This is a genomic window from Kitasatospora sp. NPDC058444 (assembly GCF_042721415.1).
Classification (GTDB): domain Bacteria; phylum Actinomycetota; class Actinomycetes; order Streptomycetales; family Streptomycetaceae; genus Kitasatospora.
Window position 1 is genome coordinate 35,434 of the sequence record NZ_JBHXLL010000032.1, and the last position, 18,865, is coordinate 54,298.

17 protein-coding genes are annotated in these 18,865 nt (G+C 73.1%); 1 reads left to right on the forward strand and 16 read right to left on the reverse strand.

Annotated elements, in window-relative coordinates:
* Window positions 1-2 precede the first annotated feature (2 nt).
* The 12 genes from ACFWP2_RS27925 to proS all read right to left on the reverse strand — a co-directional run bounded on the left by ACFWP2_RS27925 (window position 3) and on the right by proS (window position 10,620).
* Window positions 3-476, reverse strand: a complete 474-nt coding sequence (locus ACFWP2_RS27925; RefSeq protein ID WP_380456375.1) for an NUDIX hydrolase — start codon at window positions 474-476, stop codon at window positions 3-5.
* Window positions 477-588: 112 nt separating this feature from the next.
* Window positions 589-1,341 (reverse strand): signal peptidase I, encoded by a 753-nt coding sequence (lepB, locus tag ACFWP2_RS27930; protein WP_380456378.1) that lies wholly within the window; start codon window positions 1,339-1,341, stop codon window positions 589-591.
* A 160-nt stretch (window positions 1,342-1,501) separates the two neighbouring features.
* Complete coding sequence (gene lepB / locus ACFWP2_RS27935) at window positions 1,502-2,506, reverse strand: signal peptidase I (RefSeq protein WP_380456380.1); 1,005 nt, start codon at window positions 2,504-2,506, stop codon at window positions 1,502-1,504.
* A 242-nt stretch (window positions 2,507-2,748) separates the two neighbouring features.
* Window positions 2,749-3,708: a signal peptidase I gene (gene lepB / locus ACFWP2_RS27940; RefSeq protein ID WP_380456382.1), complete on the reverse strand. Its 960-nt coding sequence runs from the start codon at window positions 3,706-3,708 to the stop codon at window positions 2,749-2,751.
* On the reverse strand, window positions 3,692-4,720 hold the full coding sequence (gene lepB, locus ACFWP2_RS27945) for a signal peptidase I (protein ID WP_380456385.1): 1,029 nt from the start codon (window positions 4,718-4,720) through the stop codon (window positions 3,692-3,694). The genes lepB (ACFWP2_RS27940) and lepB (ACFWP2_RS27945) overlap by 17 nt, the downstream gene beginning before the upstream one ends.
* Window positions 4,721-4,797: 77 nt before the next feature.
* Window positions 4,798-5,148: a 50S ribosomal protein L19 gene (gene rplS / locus ACFWP2_RS27950; protein ID WP_030306736.1), complete on the reverse strand. Its 351-nt coding sequence runs from the start codon at window positions 5,146-5,148 to the stop codon at window positions 4,798-4,800.
* A gap of 153 nt (window positions 5,149-5,301) precedes the next feature.
* A complete protein-coding gene (trmD, locus tag ACFWP2_RS27955; protein WP_380456477.1) occupies window positions 5,302-6,120 on the reverse strand; it encodes a tRNA (guanosine(37)-N1)-methyltransferase TrmD in 819 nt (272 codons plus the stop codon).
* A gap of 101 nt (window positions 6,121-6,221) precedes the next feature.
* The gene (gene rimM, locus ACFWP2_RS27960; RefSeq protein WP_380456387.1) at window positions 6,222-6,857 is read right to left on the reverse strand and encodes a ribosome maturation factor RimM; all 636 of its coding nucleotides are present in this window, start codon (window positions 6,855-6,857) and stop codon (window positions 6,222-6,224) included.
* Between the two features lie 158 nt (window positions 6,858-7,015).
* Window positions 7,016-7,255: an RNA-binding protein gene (locus ACFWP2_RS27965; protein ID WP_030056773.1), complete on the reverse strand. Its 240-nt coding sequence runs from the start codon at window positions 7,253-7,255 to the stop codon at window positions 7,016-7,018.
* Window positions 7,256-7,257: 2 nt separating this feature from the next.
* On the reverse strand, window positions 7,258-7,686 hold the full coding sequence (gene rpsP / locus ACFWP2_RS27970; RefSeq protein ID WP_350631329.1) for a 30S ribosomal protein S16: 429 nt from the start codon (window positions 7,684-7,686) through the stop codon (window positions 7,258-7,260).
* Between the two features lie 414 nt (window positions 7,687-8,100).
* A complete protein-coding gene (locus ACFWP2_RS27975) occupies window positions 8,101-8,679 on the reverse strand; it encodes a hypothetical protein (RefSeq protein ID WP_360348932.1) in 579 nt (192 codons plus the stop codon).
* Window positions 8,680-9,207: 528 nt separating this feature from the next.
* The gene (gene proS / locus ACFWP2_RS27980) at window positions 9,208-10,620 is read right to left on the reverse strand and encodes a proline--tRNA ligase (RefSeq protein ID WP_380456390.1); all 1,413 of its coding nucleotides are present in this window, start codon (window positions 10,618-10,620) and stop codon (window positions 9,208-9,210) included.
* Between the two features lie 189 nt (window positions 10,621-10,809).
* Between proS and ACFWP2_RS27985 the strand changes: the two genes are divergently transcribed.
* On the forward strand, window positions 10,810-11,634 hold the full coding sequence (locus ACFWP2_RS27985) for a class I SAM-dependent methyltransferase (protein WP_380456392.1): 825 nt from the start codon (window positions 10,810-10,812) through the stop codon (window positions 11,632-11,634).
* 139 nt (window positions 11,635-11,773) lie between these two features.
* Here ACFWP2_RS27985 and ftsH read toward each other — a convergent pair whose 3' ends face one another.
* From ftsH to ACFWP2_RS28005, 4 genes are all read right to left on the reverse strand, one after another.
* A complete protein-coding gene (ftsH, locus tag ACFWP2_RS27990; protein ID WP_380456394.1) occupies window positions 11,774-13,822 on the reverse strand; it encodes an ATP-dependent zinc metalloprotease FtsH in 2,049 nt (682 codons plus the stop codon).
* 92 nt (window positions 13,823-13,914) lie between these two features.
* The gene (locus tag ACFWP2_RS27995) at window positions 13,915-14,439 is read right to left on the reverse strand and encodes a GNAT family N-acetyltransferase (protein ID WP_380456396.1); all 525 of its coding nucleotides are present in this window, start codon (window positions 14,437-14,439) and stop codon (window positions 13,915-13,917) included.
* A 143-nt stretch (window positions 14,440-14,582) separates the two neighbouring features.
* The gene (gene ffh / locus ACFWP2_RS28000; protein ID WP_380456479.1) at window positions 14,583-16,148 is read right to left on the reverse strand and encodes a signal recognition particle protein; all 1,566 of its coding nucleotides are present in this window, start codon (window positions 16,146-16,148) and stop codon (window positions 14,583-14,585) included.
* Between the two features lie 229 nt (window positions 16,149-16,377).
* A complete protein-coding gene (locus ACFWP2_RS28005) occupies window positions 16,378-18,837 on the reverse strand; it encodes a [protein-PII] uridylyltransferase (RefSeq protein ID WP_380456398.1) in 2,460 nt (819 codons plus the stop codon).
* Between the last annotated feature and the right edge of the window lie 28 nt (window positions 18,838-18,865).

Below are 18,865 nucleotides of genomic sequence, written 5' to 3' on the forward strand. Positions count from 1 at the left end.
GGTCAGAGCCGTACCGGATCCACCGGCGGGCCCTCGGCCAGCAGCCGCTCCAGGAACTCCGCCAGACCTGGCGGATAGACCGTCTCGGCGGTCCCCCTCAGTTCCTCGACCGTCCACCAGCGCGCCGCGAGCAGCTGGGCGTGCTCGTCCGCGCCCATGCCCGAATGGTCCAGCCCCGTCTCCGTGGTCCGGGCCAGGTGGAACCACTGCTCCTGCTCGTAGCGCTGTCCCTGAAAGGAGAACGACACCGTGCCGTACGCCACCAAGGGCCCCAGGTCCACACCCCGCAGGCCGGTCTCCTCCGCGAGCTCCCGCTCGGCGGCCTCGCGCACGTCCTCCCCCGGCTCCAAGCCGCCCCCGGGCGTGAACCACCACGTCTCCCCCGGGGTGGCCGGGTCGGCCCCCAGGAACAGGAGGATGCGGTCCAGTCCGTCCAGCAGCAGGATCCGCGCGGCCCTGCGACGCCGTGCTGTCATGGCGGCGCTCCACGCTCCTTCCGTCCGCATCGGTGGCGCTACCGATCCTGCCACCCGACGCGGTCGTCCGGGGCGATGTTCGGCAGAGCGGCCCGCCCGGCGACGCTCCCGCTCAGGCGCCGCGCCCCCGGAGCCGGCGGGCCAGAGCCGCCACCCCGCCCACCGCCGAGGTCACGAGAATCAGCGCCGCGCCCGCAACGGCGGCGTAGGCGAGCGGCCCCAGCGGCCCCGGCTGCGAGGCCTTCGGGCCCGCGAAACCGTCGAAGTCCGTGACCCGGTCGAGCAGGCCCATCCGGCCGAAGGGCAGCACGGTGGCCTCGACCCTGGCCTCGACGGCCTCGGCCGGGACGGTCCCTCCGGCGACCTCCAGGTGGGTGCGGGAGTCAAGCGAGGCCACCCGGTTGTCGCCGAGCAGGAACAGCCGGCCCTGCGGCACCGTCACGCTGAACTCGTCGCCCTGGCGGCCCTGCGTCGCGAGGTAGGGCTCGTCCACCGGCTGCCCGTTGACCGTCAGCCGGTGCTCGGCCCCGGTCGTGGCGACGGTGTCCCCGCCGACCGCGACCACCCGCTTGACCATGAGCTCGCCGCCCCAGGCCTGATCCCGGAAGACCACCACGTCGCCCCGCCCGATGCCGCCGCCGTCGACCTTGCGCGCGAGCACGGTGTCCCCGATGCGCAGCGTCGGGTGCATCGAGGCGGTGGGGATCTTGTACGGCCGGTAGTCGATCGCGATCAGGGCGAAGCCGCCGACCATCAGCACCAGCCCCAGCGCGAGGGCGACGCCCTGCAGCACCGCGGCGGGCCCGCGGCGCGCACGGGCGGGCACGGGCGGGCGGTCGACCGTCTGCTCCACGACACTGCTCATCGACACCGTCCACCTCTGGCCGACCGGAGAACACCACTGGCACGCCGGAGGCACGGGCGGAAAAGCCGGCGGGCCGTGGCACGTCCGAGCAGATTACTCGTCGGTACCACGGCCCGCGCAAGAGCCGGGGCCAACCCGGCGGAACACGATCCGGTGGAGCTCAGGACTCCTTGCGGTGCTCCGCCCGACCCCGCACCCGGCGCACCAGCGGGAGCAGGGCGACGGCCCCCACCGCATCGGCCACGGGGGGCGCCATCGGCGCGGCCGCCGCCAGGCCCTTCTGGTCGAAGGTGTCCGGCACCGGCAGCGTCGACCAGTGGCTGATCGGCCAGGCCACCACGAAGGCGCGCCCGATCACGTTGTCCACCGGGACGGTGCCGCCACCCGGCTGGTCCATGTGGAAGCGGGAGTCCAGGGAGTTGGCGCGGTGGTCACCCATCACCCAGATCCGGTCCTTGGGCACCTTGACCGGGCCGAAGGGGTGGTCGCCACAGGGGGTGTTGCCCGGGTAGACGTACGGCTCGTTGAGGGCGACACCGTTGACCTTGACCGGCCCGTCGCCCTCGCACTCGACGGTGTCCCCGCCGACCGCGATGACCCGCTTGATCAGGTCCTTCTCGTTGGCGGAGGGCATCAGGCCGACGAAGCTGAGCACGTCCTGCACGCCACGGAGGAAGGAGTTGCTGCTCTGCGGGGTCGGCTCGTCGTTGAGCCAGCCGCCCGGGTCGTGGAACACCACGACCTCGCCGCGCTCGGGCTCGGCCCCGAACCACGGAGTCAGCTTGTCCACCAGCACGCGGTCGCCGACCTGCAGCGTGTTCTGCATCGATTCCGACGGAATGGAGAACGCCTGGACGAAGAAGGTCTTGATCACCAGCGCGAGGATCAGCGCGATGCCGATCAGGATCGGCAGTTCCTTCCAGAACGAGCGCGGCTTGCGCGGCTTGGAGGGAACCTCCGACTCCGACTCGTCCACGGGCTCGGCCCCCGCGTGCGAGGAGTCCGGGGCGTCCTCCGACCCGGCGCCCTGCCCGTCAGCGGTCTGCGCCGCCGCGTCCTCGACCGAGGCCGAGGAGGCCGCGGACTCGGCGGACCGGTCCGCCCGACGGCCCGGGCCCTCGGGCTCTCCGGCGCCTGATCGGGCGCCGATCACCAAATCCCCCACAACGTCTCCTCCCTGCTGTGCGGACGCCCGCGCGTCCGCGCTCAGAGTGCCGCACAGCGGGCACCACGCTCACCACGACCATGAACGCCTCAGGGCTGCCCACCGCGGACTCCCCTGACACCAGCACAGCCTCGGCCCGCGACCGGGACCACTCCCGGCCGCACCTGCACTTCTCTATCACTCCCAGGCATCCGGCTCGCGGTCCCACACGCGACGCCCGTCCGGTCGACGGCCGGCGCGGCTCACTCCGGAGGCCGTCCCGACCTGCGCGCGACGAGCGGAAGGACGCCCAACACACCCATAACGAGCGGGGGTTCCGCAGGAACCGGCCCAACGCCCACCGACTCCGCGGCAGTTCCGCCGGCCTGCGGCATCCGGGCGAGAGAGGAGAGTGAACCGGGCGCATCGAGTTGATGGAACCGGTCCAGCGGCCAGGCGATCACGAACGCGCGACCGACCACGCCGCTCAGCGGGATCGTCCCCTGGTCCGGATTGCCCATGTGGAAACGGGAGTCGGCGGAGACGTCCCGGTGGTCGCCCATGACCCACAACCGCCCCTGCGGCACCTGGACCCTGAAGGTCTGCCGGGACGGCGGGTTGCCGGGCGCGAGGTAGGGCTCCTCCACCGGACGGCCGTTGACGCTGAGGCGCCCCTGCGCGTCGCAGCACTCCACGGTGTCCCCGCCGACGCCGATCACCCGCTTGATCAGGTCCTGCTCGTTGTCGGAGGGCAGCAGGCCGACGAAGGTCAGCACCTTCTTGGCCCCGCCCAGCACCAGGCCGTCGTCGGACGGCTTCCGGTCGTGCTCCAGCCAGCCGCCCGGGTCCTTGAACACCACGATGTCGCCGCGCTGCGGCTCACTGCCGAACCAGGGGGTCAGTTTGTCCACCAGTACCCGGTCCCCGATCAGGATGGTCTGCTCCATCGAGCCCGAGGGGATCACGAACACCTGGACCAGGAAGGTCTTCATCACCAGCGCCACCAGCAGGGCCACCAGGATGATCAGCGGCACCTCGCGCACCAGCGAGCGCTTGCGCCGACGGGCCGCCTTGCGGGCACTGCGCCGGCGCTCGGCCCGGCCGCGCGCCGGCGGGGCCCCGTCCGGCCCGGAGCCCTCCGCGCCACCCGTCTCCGGCCCCGCGGTCGCCGCTCCCCCGGCGGCCGGGCGGTCGGCGAGCCGCCCCCTACCCCTGGCCCCCATGACCACCCGTCCCCGCAGTCGCGGCGAAGGCCGCGGGCCGCTCCAGGCCGGTCAAGCGCGAGAACGGGTAGACCACCCAGTCCGCCCTGCCGATCACCTTCGCCTCGGGCACGAAGCCGCCACCGGGCTCGCCGAGGTGGTCGCGGGAGTCCCGGGAGGCGCTGCGGTGGTCGCCCATCACCCACAGCTTGCCGGCGGGCACGACGATGTCGAAGGCCACGCTCGACGGGTCGTCGCCCGGGGACAGGTAGGAGGTCTCGTCGATCGGCACGCCGTTGACGGTGATCGGCGCACCCGGACCGGTGCTGGTCACCCGGTCCCCGCCGACGCCGATCACGCGCTTGACGTAGACGGTGTCCCCGGCCGGGGCCAGGCCGAGGTCCTGGGCGAACGAGCGCAGGCCGTCCCAGAAGCCGGGCGGCTTCGCCGACCCGCGCAGGAAGGAGCCGGTCCCGTCGAAGACCACGACGTCACCCCGCTGGGGGTGGCCGCCGAAGGCGTAGGCGAGCTGGTTCGCGACCAGCCGGTCCCCCGGGCGCAGGGTCTCCTCCATCGACCCGGAGGGCACCGAGAACGGGCGCGCGACGAAGGCGTTCACCAGCAGCAGGGCCGTCAGGCAGATCCCGACCACCAGCAGCAGGTCCCGCGAACGCGAGCGCCCTGGCTCCTCGTCCTGGTCGGAGCCGTCATCACCGTCCGAGCCGTCATCGCCGCGACCGCCGGTCCGCTCCTCGACGCGTTCGGGGCCCTCGACGCGGTCAAGGCCCTCGGCCCGCTCCGGCAGCTCGGCGCGCTCCGGCCCGTCGGCGGCCTCCGGGTCGTCGACGCCGGCCGCCGCGGTGCGCCCGCCGCCGCCGGCCCGAGCGGAACCGTCCCCGGAAACGACCGCAGAAACGACCCCGGAAACGACCGCAGAACCGTCCCCGGAAACGACCGCGGACCGCGACAGCGAGTCCGCACCGGTGGGTGCGGGACTGCCGTCGCGGTCCGCGGGTGGTTCGTGCGTGCTCATCGGGGGGTGAGCTTACCTTGCGGCCGTTCGGCCCCCTCGGAGCGTTCCGATCCCCGGCGAGGCCGGGGGCCGGTGGATCAGCGGTCGCGCTTCTCCTTGATCTTCGCGGCCTTGCCGCGGAGGTCACGCAGGTAGTACAGCTTGGCGCGGCGAACCGCACCGCGGGTCACGACCTCGATCTTCTCGACGACCGGGGTGTGCACCGGGAAGGTGCGCTCCACGCCGACGTTGAAGCTGACCTTGCGAACGGTGAAGGTCTCACCGATGCCGGCGCCGTGGCGGCGGATGACGACGCCCTGGAAGACCTGGACACGGGAGCGGTTGCCCTCGATGACCCGGACGTGAACCTTCAGGGTGTCACCGGCGCGGAAGGCCGGGATGTCGCTACGCAGCGAGGCCGCGTCGACAGCAGCGAGCTTGTTGCTCATGTTGCTCTCCATCGCAGGCGCCACGGGCCGCCCACGGAAATCGTCACAATGGGGTCTGCTGCGGGCCGCATCGGCTGACGACGAACCCCCCGTGGCGGGGGCGTCGGTCCACGTGCCCCCTACGGAAGGGAACCAGCGACAGACAGCAGCCGCCTATTCTTCCACATCACCGGCCACGGACCGAAATCGGCCGAGCCGCTCGTCCCAGGCCAGGCCGAGGATGCTCAGCGCCTCCCGCTCCTTCTTGTCGAAGGCGCCGTACTGCCAGCGCTCGACCAGGTCGGGCCGGTTCGCCAGGGTCCGCGCGAAGGCCTGCTCACGGCGCCAGCGGGCGATCCGGCCGTGGTTGCCGCTGAGCAGCACGTCGGGCACCGTCCGGCCGCGCCACTCGGCGGGCTTGGTGTAGACCGGGCCCTCCAGCAGGTCGGCCATCGCGCCCGGCGCGAAGGAGTCGTCGCGGTGGGACTCGGCGTTGCCGAGCACCCCGGGCAGCAGTCGGGCGATCGCCTCGACCATCACCAGCACGGCGACCTCGCCGCCGGCCAGCACGTAGTCGCCGATCGAGGCCTCGACCACCGGCATCCGGGTGGCCGCCTCCTCGATCACCCGGCGGTCGATGCCCTCGTACCGGGCGGGGGTGAAGGCCAGCCAGGGGCGCCCGGCCAGCTCCTGGGCGAGCGCCTGGGTGAACGGTCGCCCGCTCGGGGTCGGCACGACCAGGGTGGGCACCTGCCCCTCCGGCCCGCCGGCGATCACCGCGTCCAGCGCCTCGCCCCACGGCTCGGGCTTCATCACCATGCCGGGGCCGCCGCCGTACGGGCTGTCGTCGACCGTGCGGTGCACGTCGTGGGTCCACTCGCGCAGGTCGTGGACGTGCACGTCCAGCTGGCCGCGGGCGCGGGCCTTGCCGACCAGCGAGACGTCCAGCGGCTCCAGGTACTCGGGGAAGATCGTGACGACGTCGATCCGCATGCCGCTCTGCACGCCGTCGGCCGCCGGAACGCCCGCCCCGGCGCGGTCCACTCCGGTGCCCTCCGACCCGGTATCCCCCGCCTCGGTGCTCTCCGCCGCGGTCACTTGGACTCCTCCGAGCCCTCGGAGCCCTCGGAGCCCTCGGAGTCCGATCCCTGAGCCTCCGATCCCTCGGAGTCCGAGCCCTCGGCGGGCTCGGCCGAGGAGGTCCCCGCGACCTCGGCCTGCTCCGGGTCGATCAGCCCGGCCGGCGGGGTGATCACGGCGCGCTGGTTCTCCAGGTCGATGGTCGGCACGATCTGGCTGACGAAGGGCACCAGCACCTCCGTCCCGTCGGCCTTCTTGACCGTGAGCAGGTCCTGGTAGGGCAGGTGGAGGACCTCGGTCAGCTCGCCGACCGGGGTGCCGTCGAGCAGCACCACGTCCAGGCCGATCAGCTGGTGGTCGTAGTACTCCTCCGGGTCGTCGGGGCTCTCCTCCGGGTCGACCTCGGAGATGAGCAGGGTGCCGCGGAGGGCCTCGGCCGCGTTGCGGTCCTTGACGCCGGCGAAGCGCAGCAGCAGTCGGCCGCTGTGCACCCGGCCGGACTCGACGGTCAGCGGTCCGACCGACGCGGGGTCGGTGAGCACCACGGCACCGGGGCCGAGCCGGAGTTCCGGCTCGTCGGTGCGGACCTCGACACTGACGTCCCCCCTGATGCCGTGGGCACGGCCGATCCTGCCGACGACGAGCTGCACGGTGATCGTTCTCCTGGAGTTCCTGAGCCGATACGAAAAGCGACGGGCTGCGAAGCGATGATGTGCGGGAAATGCGGGTGGAAATGCGAAAAGGCCGACCGGGACGACATGCGTCCCGGTCGGCCTCACAAGCCCTGACGGCTGAACGAGCAGCAGCGTCAGCGAATGTTGTCCACGTCGACCAGGTCGACCCGGACGTTGCGACCGCCGAGGGCGCCGACCACGGTGCGCAGCGCGCGCGCCGTACGGCCACCCCGGCCGATCACCTTGCCGAGGTCATCGGGGTGCACTCGCACCTCGATGGTGTTACCCCGACGCAGGTTGCGCGAGCGCACCTGCACCTCGTCGGGGTGCTCGACGATGCCCTTCACCAGGTGGTCGAGGGCGTCCTCGATCACGATCAGGCCTCGGCAGCGGCGTCGGCCTCAGCCTCGACCTTGTCCGACTTCTTGGCCTTCGGGGTGATGGCGACACCGGTGGTGGCGTCCTCGAAGCCGGCGACGGCCTTCGCGAACAGGTGCGAGAAGTCCTCGACCTTCGGCTCGGCGACCTTCAGCGGCGCCGGAGCCGGCAGGCCCTTGAACTTCTGCCAGTCGCCGGTCAGCTTCAGGATGGCGAGCACCGGCTCGGTCGGCTGGGCGCCGACGGACAGCCAGTACTGGGCGCGGTCGCTGTCGACCTCGATCTTCGAGGGGTTGTAGGTCGGCTGGTAGATGCCGATCTCCTCGATCGCGCGGCCGTCACGCTTGGTGCGGGCGTCGGCGACGACGATGCGGTAGTGCGGGGAGCGAATCTTGCCGAGACGCTTCAGCTTGATCTTGACTGCCACGGGAGTGGATTCTCCTGGTGTTGACGTGGGTGAGCGGGCTCGCCATCGCGTGGGGTTGCGCGGCGGACCGTTCAAGGGACACGCCAGCCGTAGGAGAGAGGGGTCCTGCTCGGCTGCCGAGTACTCAGCTGTCCATTCTGCCACATCGGCGAGAACCGCCTGTACGCGGGCCCGGGCGCCCGGTCAGGGCTCGACCGGGAGCCCCCGCTCCCGGTCCAACCCGAAGACATCACCGCTGTCCTGCCGTACCGCTCGATCGGTGCTGCTCGATCCGCTCACTCGGTACCGCTCGCTCGGCACTGCCGGTACTGCTGGTACTTCCGGTACTGCCAGTACTTCCGGTACTGCTCACTCCGTGCCGCTCATTCCGGCCGGACCGCCGCCCGCACAGCAGCCCGCCGGGACGTCGACCGACTACGCGATCTTGAACGGCTGCTGGCACGCGCCGCAGACGATGGACGCCTGCGCGAGCACCGACGGGACGACGCGGACGTTGCGCCCGCAGCCGCAGACCGCCTTGACCCGCACGCCGCCCCCGGAGGAGCCGTGCCGGGCCGCCGGGCCGCGGAACGCGCGCGTCGCACCGTCACCGGCCACCGCCTCCTGGTGCGCCCCGAGGGCGCGGTCCAGTCGCTCGATGGTCTCGGCGTACCGCTCCTGCGTCTCCTTGAGCATGGTCACCTGGGAGAAGCCGCTGCTCGCGTGCGGCTCGATCGGGTGTGCCAGGCCCAGCTCGGAAGCGAGCATCAGGAAGCGCCGGTTGTGGTAGCGGCCGGCCCGCGAGGTGTCCCGGATGTCCCGGGCCGCGGCCAGACCGTGGGCAGCCTCGTGGAGGAGCCGCTCGAAACCGAGCCGCGTCCCACAGGCCGAGGAGGACTCGCCGATCAGGGCCTCGGGCGAGGCCAGGTCGGGAAGGTCCTGGTGGTAGGCCTGGATGTCACTCCAGGCGGCGGCCAGTTCGGCCGCGAGAACGAGGGGCTGTGTCGTGCTCACGCTAGACCAACGATGGAGTGCGAGCCGATGTTCCGCATGTTCTCGTTCCCGGGGAATTCACAGGGAACTCCCAGGAATGCAAGGCCGCGCGCGAATTGCGCGTTCCGGATCTGACGCAAGACCAACCCCCTGCCGGTTTCGGCCCGTCGCAGCGTCGACGGGCCTGGAGAATTCCGTCCGGGGAGCGGGCTGTCGCCACCCGGGACGTACGGCCCGTGGGCCTGCCGGATTGACAGGGCCACGGGCCGTACACCGTACCGCTATTCCGTTAATACCGGGAGTTGACCGGCCAGTAGGGATGTCCACCGCGGGGACGCACCGGAGGAGTTACCGGATTCTTACCCTTCCGCATTCCGGGCAAATGTCGCCGGTGTCCGTCATTACCCGCGGACCACGGACGCCCGGCGGACATCAACAGGACATCCGCCGGGCACCGAACGGCCGCGGGCACGCCCCGGACGGGCACGCCGGGGACGACCGTCGGTACACCCGACGGACACGCCCCGACGGACACGCCCCGGAGGGCCGTCAGTACGCCCGGGCGACGATCGCGACGTTGCCGTCCTGGTCGTCCGCCGCCGGCACCGAGCCGTCGGCCGCGACGATGCAGCGCACCGTGACGCCCTGCTCGGCCAGCTTGGCCTCGCCCTCCGCGCCGAGGTCGGCCCAGGAGATCCGGCCCCAGCCGGTGGCGGCGGCCTCGATGGCCTCGTCGATGGTCTTGACGTCGACGGTGCGGGACTCGCGGCGCTCGCGGGACTGGCGCAGCAGCAGCGCCTGGTCCTCCTCCAGCACGCCCGGCAGCAGCGTGGCGAGGGCGTCGATGGAGACCGGCTCCTTGCCGCCCGGGATGCGGCGGGCCAGCATCGCGGTGCCGTTCTCCAGGTCGCGCGGGCCGACCTCGATGCGCAGCGGAACGCCCTTGAGCTCCCAGTCGACGGCGCGGCGGCCGAACGGGGTGTCGGTGCGGTCGTCGACCACGACCCGGATGCCGGCGGCCTCCAGCTGCGCGCCGATCTCGCGGACCTTCGCGATGACGGCGTCGTCGCCCTTGATGGCGAGCACGACGGCCTGGACGGCGGCCAGGCGCGGGGGCACCCGCAGGCCGTTGTCGTCGCCGTGGGACATGATCAGGCCGCCGACCATGCGGGTCGAGACGCCCCAGGAGGTCTGCCAGACGTGCTCGCGCTCGGCGCCCTGCAGCTGGTAGGTGGTGTTGAACGCCTTGGCGAAGTTCTGGCCCAGCTCGTGGCTGGTGCCCATCTGCAGGGCCTTGCCGTCGCCCATCATGCCCTCGAGGGTGAGGGTGTTGATGGCGCCGGCGAAGCGCTCCTTGGCGGTCTTGCGGCCGAGCACGACGTCGATGCCGAGCACGTTGGTCATGAAGTCGCCGTAGACCTGGGTGTGGATCATCGACGCGTAGGCGCGGGCGTCCTCGTAGGTGGCGTGGGCGGTGTGGCCCTCCTGCCAGAGGAACTCGGTGGTGCGCAGGAAGACGCGCGGGCGCAGCTCCCAACGGACCACGTTGGCCCACTGGTTGATCAGCAGGGGCAGGTCGCGGTGGCTCTGCACCCACTTCGAGAAGTACTCGTTGATGATCGTCTCGGAGGTCGGCCGGACGACGACCGGCTCCTCCAGCTGCTTGCCGCCGCCGTGGGTGACCACCGCGAGCTCGGGGGCGAAGCCCTCGACGTGCTCGGCTTCCTTGGTCAGGTAGGACTGCGGGATGAACATCGGGAAGTAGGCGTTCTGCGCGCCGGCCTTCTTGATCCGCGCGTCCATCTCCTGCTGCATCCGCTCCCACAGGCCGTAGCCGTACGGTCGGATGACCATGGTGCCGCGCACCGGACCGTTGTCGGCCAGCTCGGCCTTGTTGATGAGGTCCTGGTACCAGCGCGGGAAGTCTTCCGCCTGAGGGGTGAGAACGGGTGCCTTAGCCATGGGGCGAATGGTACGGGGCGCGGGGCCCCGGTTTCGAATCGGTATCACCGGACGGGGGCGCACCACCGCGACACGCGCGCACCACCCTGCACCCCTCTGGACGCCGGGCCCGACCCGCTGTTCGCTGGTGTGGGGCGGGACTTTGGGGGAGCCGTAGCAGCACACCGAAGGACCGGATGGGAGGCCGCCATGGCTTCAGCTCGGACGACCGGCACGACCGCACGACCGACGGGCGCACGCCCGCACCACCCGCGGACCGGGGCCGCCCGCCCCGCGCGGGCGCGCGACTGGGCGGAGATCCAGGAACGCATGCTGGTGCCGCTCTACGAGGCGGTCTACGACCGGCTCGAGGTTGGCCCGGCGAGCAGCGTGCTGGGCCTGGGCTGCCGGTCCGGGCTGGCCCTGCTGCTGGCGGCCGGGCGCGGCGCCCAGGTCGCCGGGCAGGAGCCGCGGGACGAGCTGCGCGCGCTGGCCCACGACCGTCGGCTGCGGGTGTGCGCGGGGGCCCGGACACCGTCCGCCGTCCCCCGCTCGGCCCATTCGCTGGTGACGGTTTTCGAGCAGCTGCCCGGTGCCGCCGGGTCCGGCCCGGTGGTCGCCGAGGCCGCCCGGCTGACCCTCCCGGGCGGGCACGTGGTGCTGGCCGCCTGGGGCCCGCCGGAGCGCTGCGAGAGCGCCGCGGTGCTGGACGTGGCCCGGCGGATGGCGGGCCGGACCACCGCACGCGACCCGTTCGAGCTGAGCGCGCCGGGCGCCCTGGAGGACCTGCTCGCCCCGGCCGGCCTGCACCCGGCCGGCAGTGGCCGGGTGAGCTGCCCGTTCGCCTACGCCGACCTCGACAGCGCGGTGCGCGGCCTGCTCTCCACCGGCCTGTTCGAGCCGGCCGAGGAGTTCTCCGGCGCCTCGCTGGTGGCCAAGGAGCTGGAGGAGGCCCTCCAGCCGTACCTGCGCGCGGACGGCTCGGTGCGGATGGAGAACCTGTTCCGCTACCTGGTCGCCGAGCGGCCGCGCTAGTCCGCCGCCCGGGAAGGGGTGGGCGAACCCTCGCGGCGGAACCCCCTCGGTGAACCCCTTCAGGTGAACCCCCTGAAGGGGCGGGTGAACGCAAACCGGGGGCGCCCGCCACCATGGCGAGCGCCCCCGGCACCGGACCTCACGCCCGGTCGATCGACTTCCCGTCGGAGCCGTCGGAGTCATCGGAACCACTGGCGCCGTCGGAACCACCGGCACCGTCGGTGCCGCGGGAACCCCCAGACCCTGCCGAAGTCCCCGCGGAAGCCCCTTCAGCACCCTCCGAGGCCGCCTCCCGCGGCACCCCCGCCGCCCGGTACGCCTCCTCCTCGTCCAGCGTCTCCGCCTCCAGCAGCGCCGCCGCCAGCGCGTCCAGCCGGTGCCGCTGCTCGTTCAGGATCCGCACGGCGTCGCCGTAGCACTCGGAGACGATCCGCCGGGCCTCCTCGTCCACCGCGTCCAGGGTGGTCGGCGCGGCGGAGAGCCCGTACGCGCCCTGCGGGTCGGAGGGCACCGCGGTGAGCCGGCCGACCCGCTCGCTCATCCCCCAGCGTCCGGCCATCCCGCGGGCGATGCTGGTGACCTGCTCCAGGTCGCTCTCCGCACCGGTGGTGATCACCCCGTAGACCACCTGCTCGGCCGCCATGCCGCCGAGCGCGCCGATGATCCGCCCGCGCAGGTAGGGCTCGGTGTACGAGTAGCGGTCGTTCTCCGGGGTGGAGAGGGTGACGCCGAGCGCCCGGCCGCGCGGCACGATGGTGATCTTGCGCACCGGGTCCGCGCCGGGCTGGAGCATGCCCAGCAGCGCGTGCCCGCTCTCGTGGTACGCCGTCCGCTCGCGCTCCTCCTGCGGCATGACCAGCGGCCGCACCGCGCCGAGCTGGACCTTCTCCAGGGCGTCCGAGAGGTCCCGCTCGTTGACCGCGTCCTGCTCGCGCTTGACGGCCAGCAGCGCGGCCTCGTTGACCAGGTTGGCGAGCTCGGCGCCGGTCATCCCCGGCGTGACCTTGGCCAGCTGGTTGAGGTCGGTGCCGCCGGCCAGCGGGACGCTGCGGCTGTGGATGCGCAGGATCGCGGCGCGGCCCTCCCGGTCGGGCGGGCTGACGGTGATCCGCCGGTCGAAGCGGCCGGGGCGCAGCAGCGCCGGGTCGAGCACGTCCGCCCGGTTGGTCGCGGCGATCACGATGACGCCCTCGGAGCCGGTGAAGCCGTCCATCTCGGTGAGGATCTGGTTGAGGGTCTGCTCGCGCTCGTCGTGCCCGCCCATGCCGCCGCCGGCGCCGCGCTGGCGGCCGATGGTGTCGATCTCGTCGATGAAGATGATCGCCGGGGCGACCTTGCGGGCCTCGGCGAACAGCTCGCGGACCCGGCTGGCGCCGACGCCGACGATCATCTCGATGAACTCGGAGGCGGAGGCGGAGAAGAACGGCACGTTCGCCTCGCCGGCCACGGCCCGGGCCAGCAGGGTCTTGCCGGTTCCGGGCGGGCCGCTCAGCAGCACGCCGCGCGGCATCTTGGCGCCGAGCCTGCGGTACCGCTCGGGGTTCTTCAAGTAGTCGACGACCTCGGTGAGTTCGGCCTCGACCTCGTCGATGCCGGCCACGTCGGCGAAGGTGGTGCGCTTGCCCTCCTCGGCGAGGACCGGCTTCGGCGGAGCCTTGCGGCCGAGCGGTCCGCCGCCGAGTCCGCCGGCCATCCGGCGGGCGAGCAGCACCCAGATGAAGATCAGCAGCAGCATCGGGGCGAGCGAGAGCAGCAGGTTGGTGAGGAAGCTGCGCTGCTGGACCGGCGAGGTGGCGGTGACCTCGACGCCCTGCTGCTGCAGGGTGGCCCAGAGGTTGTCGTTCGCGAAGGAGGGCCGCTGGGTGTCGAACTCGGTGTAGTCGCCCTTGCCGCCGTCCGGCTTGGGCTGGGCGGTCTTGAGGGTGCCCTCGATCGCGTCGCCCTTGGCGTAGATCTTGGTGATGTTGCCCTTGTTCAGCTGGTTGTTGAACTCGGTGTACGAAATCGTGGTGGCGCCCGCGGGGCCGAAGAAGGACAGCAGCAGGTCCGAGATCAGGAACACCACGAGGGCGGTGAGGGCGAGGCCCACCCAGCCTCCGGGCATCCGGCGCTTGGGCGGCGGGGGCGGGGCACCCTCCGAACGCCAGGGCTGTTCGGGGGTCTGACGTGGCGGCACGGGTTCGGTCACCCATCGGACAATACGGACAGCTGCTCGGACGAGCCAATCGCAACGCCGCGCCCGGATCGCCGTACGCCCGTGCCACCCCCTCCCACCAGCGGCTATGCCGTCACGCCCGGCCACTCCTCGGCGGTCAGCGCGAACCGCTCGTGGTCGCGCCATTCGCACTGGAGGAAGAGCATCCGCGGGGAGAAGCCCTCGTGCCGGAAGCCGAGCCGCTTGGCCATCGCGATCGAACGCTCGTTCTCCGGCTGGACGTTGATCTCCAGCCGGTGCAGCCCCAGCCCGTCGGCCGACTGCGGGGAGAAGCAGCGGTCGACGACCAGCCGCATGCCCTCGGTCATCCGGCCGGTGCCGTTGAACGGGAGGTACGAGTCGTAGCCCAGCGTGGCGCTGCAGAAGCGGCTCATCACGATGTTGGCGACGTTCACCTTGCCGACCAGCCCGCCGGTCTCCCGGTCGAGGATCAGGAAGGTGCGCAGCCCGGAGCCCTGGCGCTTCAGCAGGTCGGGCAGTCCGTCCGGCTCGACCGGGTTCCACCGTCCGATGTGTTCGGCGGACCGCCGGACCGCCTCGGCGTACGCGGCCGTGTCGTCGGCCCTCGGGGCCCTGATCATCACTCGCATGCCCCCATCATCGGACACGCGATCGGCCCGCCGCCCGGAAACACCGGGCGACGGGCCGACCAGAAGCGATCAAGGCCGATGGCGCGTCGAGGACCGCCAAGGACCATCGAGGACCATCGAAAACCGCCAAGGACCGTCAAGGACTACAGCATGTCCTTGAACTCCTTGGGCAGCTCGAAGTCGGCCGGGCCCTTGCCCGCGCCGAGGCCGAAGGCGCCGCCGTCCGCCGGACCCTGGCCGGTGCCCGGGCCGAGCGCGCGGCGCTCGGCGGCCGCGGCCTCCTCCTGCGCCCGCTTCAGCGGGTTGCCGCTCTTGCGCTTGCCCTTGGCCTGCGGGGCCTTCTTGGCGGACTTCTTCGCGCCGCCGCCCATGCCCGGGATCCCCGGCATACCGGGCATGCCCTTGCCGGAGGCCATCGCGGACATCATCTTGCGGGCCTCGAAGAACCGCTCGACCAGGTTCTTCACCTCGCCGACCTGGACGCCCGAACCCTTGGCGATGCGGGCCCGGCGGGAGCCGTTGATCAGCTCCGGCTCGGCGCGCTCGGCCGGGGTCATCGACTTGATGATCGCGCCGACCCGGTTGACGTCCTTGTCGTCGATGTTGTTGATCTGGTCCCGGATCTGGCCCATGCCGGGCAGCATGCCGAGCAGCTTGGAGATCGAGCCCATCTTCTGGACCTGCTCCAGCTGGGACAGGAAGTCGTCCAGGGTGAACTGCTTCGGGCCGCCGCGCAGCTTGGCGGCGATCTTCTCCGCCTCGGCCTGCGAGAAGGTCTGCTCGGCCTTCTCGATGAGCGAGAGGACGTCACCCATGCCGAGGATGCGCGAGGCCATCCGGTCCGGGTGGAAGGCGTCGAAGTCGTCGACCTTCTCGCCGTTGGAGGCGAACATGATCTGCCGGCCGGTGACGTGCGCGACCGACAGGGCGGCACCGCCGCGGGCGTCGCCGTCGAGCTTGGAGAGCACCACGCCGGTGAAGTCGACGCCGTCGAGGAAGGCCTGGGCGGTGGTGACCGCGTCCTGGCCGATCATCGCGTCGACGACGAACAGGACCTCGTCCGGGTTCACCGCGGCGCGGATGTCCGCGGCCTGCTGCATCAGCTCGGCGTCGATGCCCAGGCGGCCGGCGGTGTCGACGACGACGACGTCGTACTGCTTCTGCTTGGCGTACTCGATCGAGTCCTTGGCCACCTGCACCGGGTCGCCGACGCCGTTGCCCGGCTGCGGGCCGTAGAAGGCCACGCCGGCGCGATCGGCGACCACCTGGAGCTGGTTGACCGCGTTGGGGCGCTGGAGGTCGCAGGCGACCAGCAGCGGGGTGTGCTTCTGCTGCTTCAGCCAGTGGCCGAGCTTGCCCGCGAGGGTGGTCTTACCGGCACCCTGGAGACCGGCCAGCATGATCACCGTCGGGCCGCTCTTGGCGAACCGCACCCGACGGGTCTCGCCACCGAGGATCGCGATGAGCTCCTCGTTGACGATCTTGATGATCTGCTGCGCCGGGTTCAGCGCGCCGGAGACCTCGGCACCGAGCGCCCGCTCCTTGACCTGCTTGATGAAGGCCCGGACGACCGGCAGCGCGACGTCCGCCTCCAGCAGCGCGATGCGGATCTCGCGGGCGGTGGCGTCGATGTCCGCCTCGCTCAGGCGGCCCTTGCCCCGGAGGTTCTTGAACGTCGCTGCGAGGCGATCGGAAAGGGTGTCGAACACGTCGTCGCGGGTCCTCTGCGGCATCGGTATCGGTACGGTCGTCGCCCCCCAGGGTATCCGGCCGCCCCGGGTGAGGTCTCCACCCCCGGTCGGAATGCCTGCCCGGCCTCCTGTCGGGCCTCCTGCCTGGGCCGCTGTCCGCGTCCCGTCCGCGGCCCCGGTCCGGCCCGGGCCAGGCGCTCGGCAAGGCCCTCAGCCAGGCGCTCAACCCCAGCGCTCAGCCCAGCGCTCAGCCCAGCGCGGCCCGGACCGCCGCCGCCACCTCGCCGGCCCGCCCGGCGGTCAGCGGCCGGCCCGCCCCGTCGGTCAGGTAGAACGAGTCGACGGCCTCCGCGCCCAGCGTGGACACGTGCGCGGTGCGCACCCGCACGCCCGCCCCGTCCAGCGCCCGGCCGATCCGGTGCAACAGCCCGGGGGCGTCGTGCGCGCGGACCTCCAGCACGGTCGCGGTCGCCGAGGCCACCGCGGGCGCCACCGCGACCAGCGGCGGCGGGGTGGGGATGCCCCGGCGGCGCGGGGCGGCGGCGTCCCGCTCGGCGAGCCGGCGGGCGACGTCCAGCGAGCCGTCCAGCGCCCGGCGCAGGTCGGCCCGCAGCCGGGCCGCCTCCGGCAGCTCGCCGTACTCGGCCGCCACCCGCCAGGACAGCAGCAGCACCGGCCCTGCGCCCACCGGGTCCAGCTCGCGCAGCCCGGCCGAGCGGACGGCCAGCCGATGCAGCGCGAGCACCCCGGCGGCGGTGCCGAGCAGTCCGGGGCGGTCCGGGACCGCCAGGTTCAGCTCGACGCCCATCGGCTCGGCGCCCGGCTCCGCCCCCTCCGACCGGGCCCGCAGCGACAGCGCCGGCTGCCCGGTCCGGGCGGCCTCGACCGCCAGCCGCTCCTGCTCGGCGGTCGGCGCCGTCTCCACCGGCGGGACTCCCGCCCCGGCCAGCCGGTCCGCCACCCGGGCCACCAGGGCGTCCACCAGCGAGGCCCGCCAGCCGCTCCAGGCGGCCGGCCCGGTGGCCAGCGCGTCCGCCTCGGTGAGCGCGTGCAGCAGCTCCAGCTCCGGCCGGGTGGTGACCACCTTGGTGATCGCCTCGACGGTGGCCGGGTCGTCCGGATCGCGCCGGGTCGCGGTGTCCACCAGGGTCAGGTGGTGGCGGACCAGTACCGCCAGGGTCTCGGTGTCCTCGGGGCCGAAGCCCATCCGGGCGCCGAGGTCGCGGACGATCACCTCGCCGGAGGCGCTGTGGTCCCCCGGCCAGCCCTTGCCGATGTCGTGCAGCAGCGCCGCGACCAGCAGCAGGTCCGGCCGGGCCACCCGGCGGGTCATCGCGGCGGCCCGCACCGCCGTCTCCACCAGGTGCCGGTCCACCGTCCAGCGGTGCACCGCGTTGCGCTGCGGACGGCAGCGCACCCGTTCCCAGTCCGGCAGCAGTCGGCGGACCAGCCCCTCCGCCTCCAGCGCCTCCCACACCGGGACGGCCGACTCCCCCGCGCCCAGCAGGGTGACCAGCTGCTCGCGCGCCTCGTCCGGCCAGGGCACCGGCAGCGGGCGGCACTCGGCGGCCAGCCGGCGCACCGTGGCGTACGAGACGGTCAGCCCGTTCTGCGCGGCGGCGGCCGCGGCGCGCAGCGGCAGCACCGGGTCGGCGGCCGGGCGCGCGCCCTGGGCGAGCACCGCCTCGCCGTCCTGCTCGACCACGCCCTCGGCGAGCGGCCGCCGCTCGACCGCGCCCCGGGCCACCGCGCCGGACCCGCGCCCGGAGCCGGCGAACGGGATGCCCGGCCTGCGCACCCGCCGGCCCCGGCCGCTGCGGGCGGCGAGCACCCGGTCCACCGCCCGCCAGGTGACGTCGCCCGCGTACGCGATGGTGCGGGCGGCCTCGTAGACCTGGCGCAGCAGGGTGTCGGCGTCCAGCACCCCGAGCCGCTCGGCGACCTGGTCCTGGTCCTGGAGGCCGAGCCGCTCGGTGGCCCGGCCGGTGACCAGGTGCAGGGCGTCGCGCACGTCGGCCAGCCGCTGCGCGGCGGCGTCCAGGCCGTCCCGGGGCGCGTCGGCCAGCCAGGTGGCGGCGATCGCGTCCAGCGCCACGACGTCGCGCAGGCCGCCGCGGGCCTCCTTGAGGTCGGGCTCCAGCAGGAAGGACAGCTCGCCGTGCCGTTCGGCCCGCTCGCGGCCCAGCTCGCGAAGCTCCGGCAGGCGCGCGGGGGCGCTCGCGCGCCAGTCGGTGAGCACCGCGGAGCGCAGCTCGTCGGTGAGCGCCCGGTCCCCGGCGAGGTGACGGGCGTCCAGCAGGCCGAGCTGGGCCTTGAGGTCGGTGGCGGCGACCGAGCGGGCCTGTGCGACGGTGCGCACGGAATGGTCGAGCTTGGCGCCCGAGTCCCAGACCGGGTACCAGATCCGCTCGGGCAGGTCCCGGGCGATCGGGCCGTCGTGCAGCAGCAGGACGTCCAGGTCGCTGCGCGGGGACAGCTCGCCGCGCCCGTACCCGCCGACCGCGACCAGGGCGACGCGGGGCGGGGCGCCGGCGGCCGCGAACAGTCCGGCCAGCCGGTCGTCGGTGAGCCGGGCGAGCGCCCGGCGCCGGGGGCGGCCGCCCGGGCCGGGGTCGGCGAGCAACGCGGCCCGGGCGGCGGCCCAGCCCGCGAGGTCGAAGGGGTCGGCGGGGTGACCGGGGTCGCGGGGGCTGGTCTCGGAGGTCATGCGCGTGGTCCCGTCCGTCGTGCTGCTG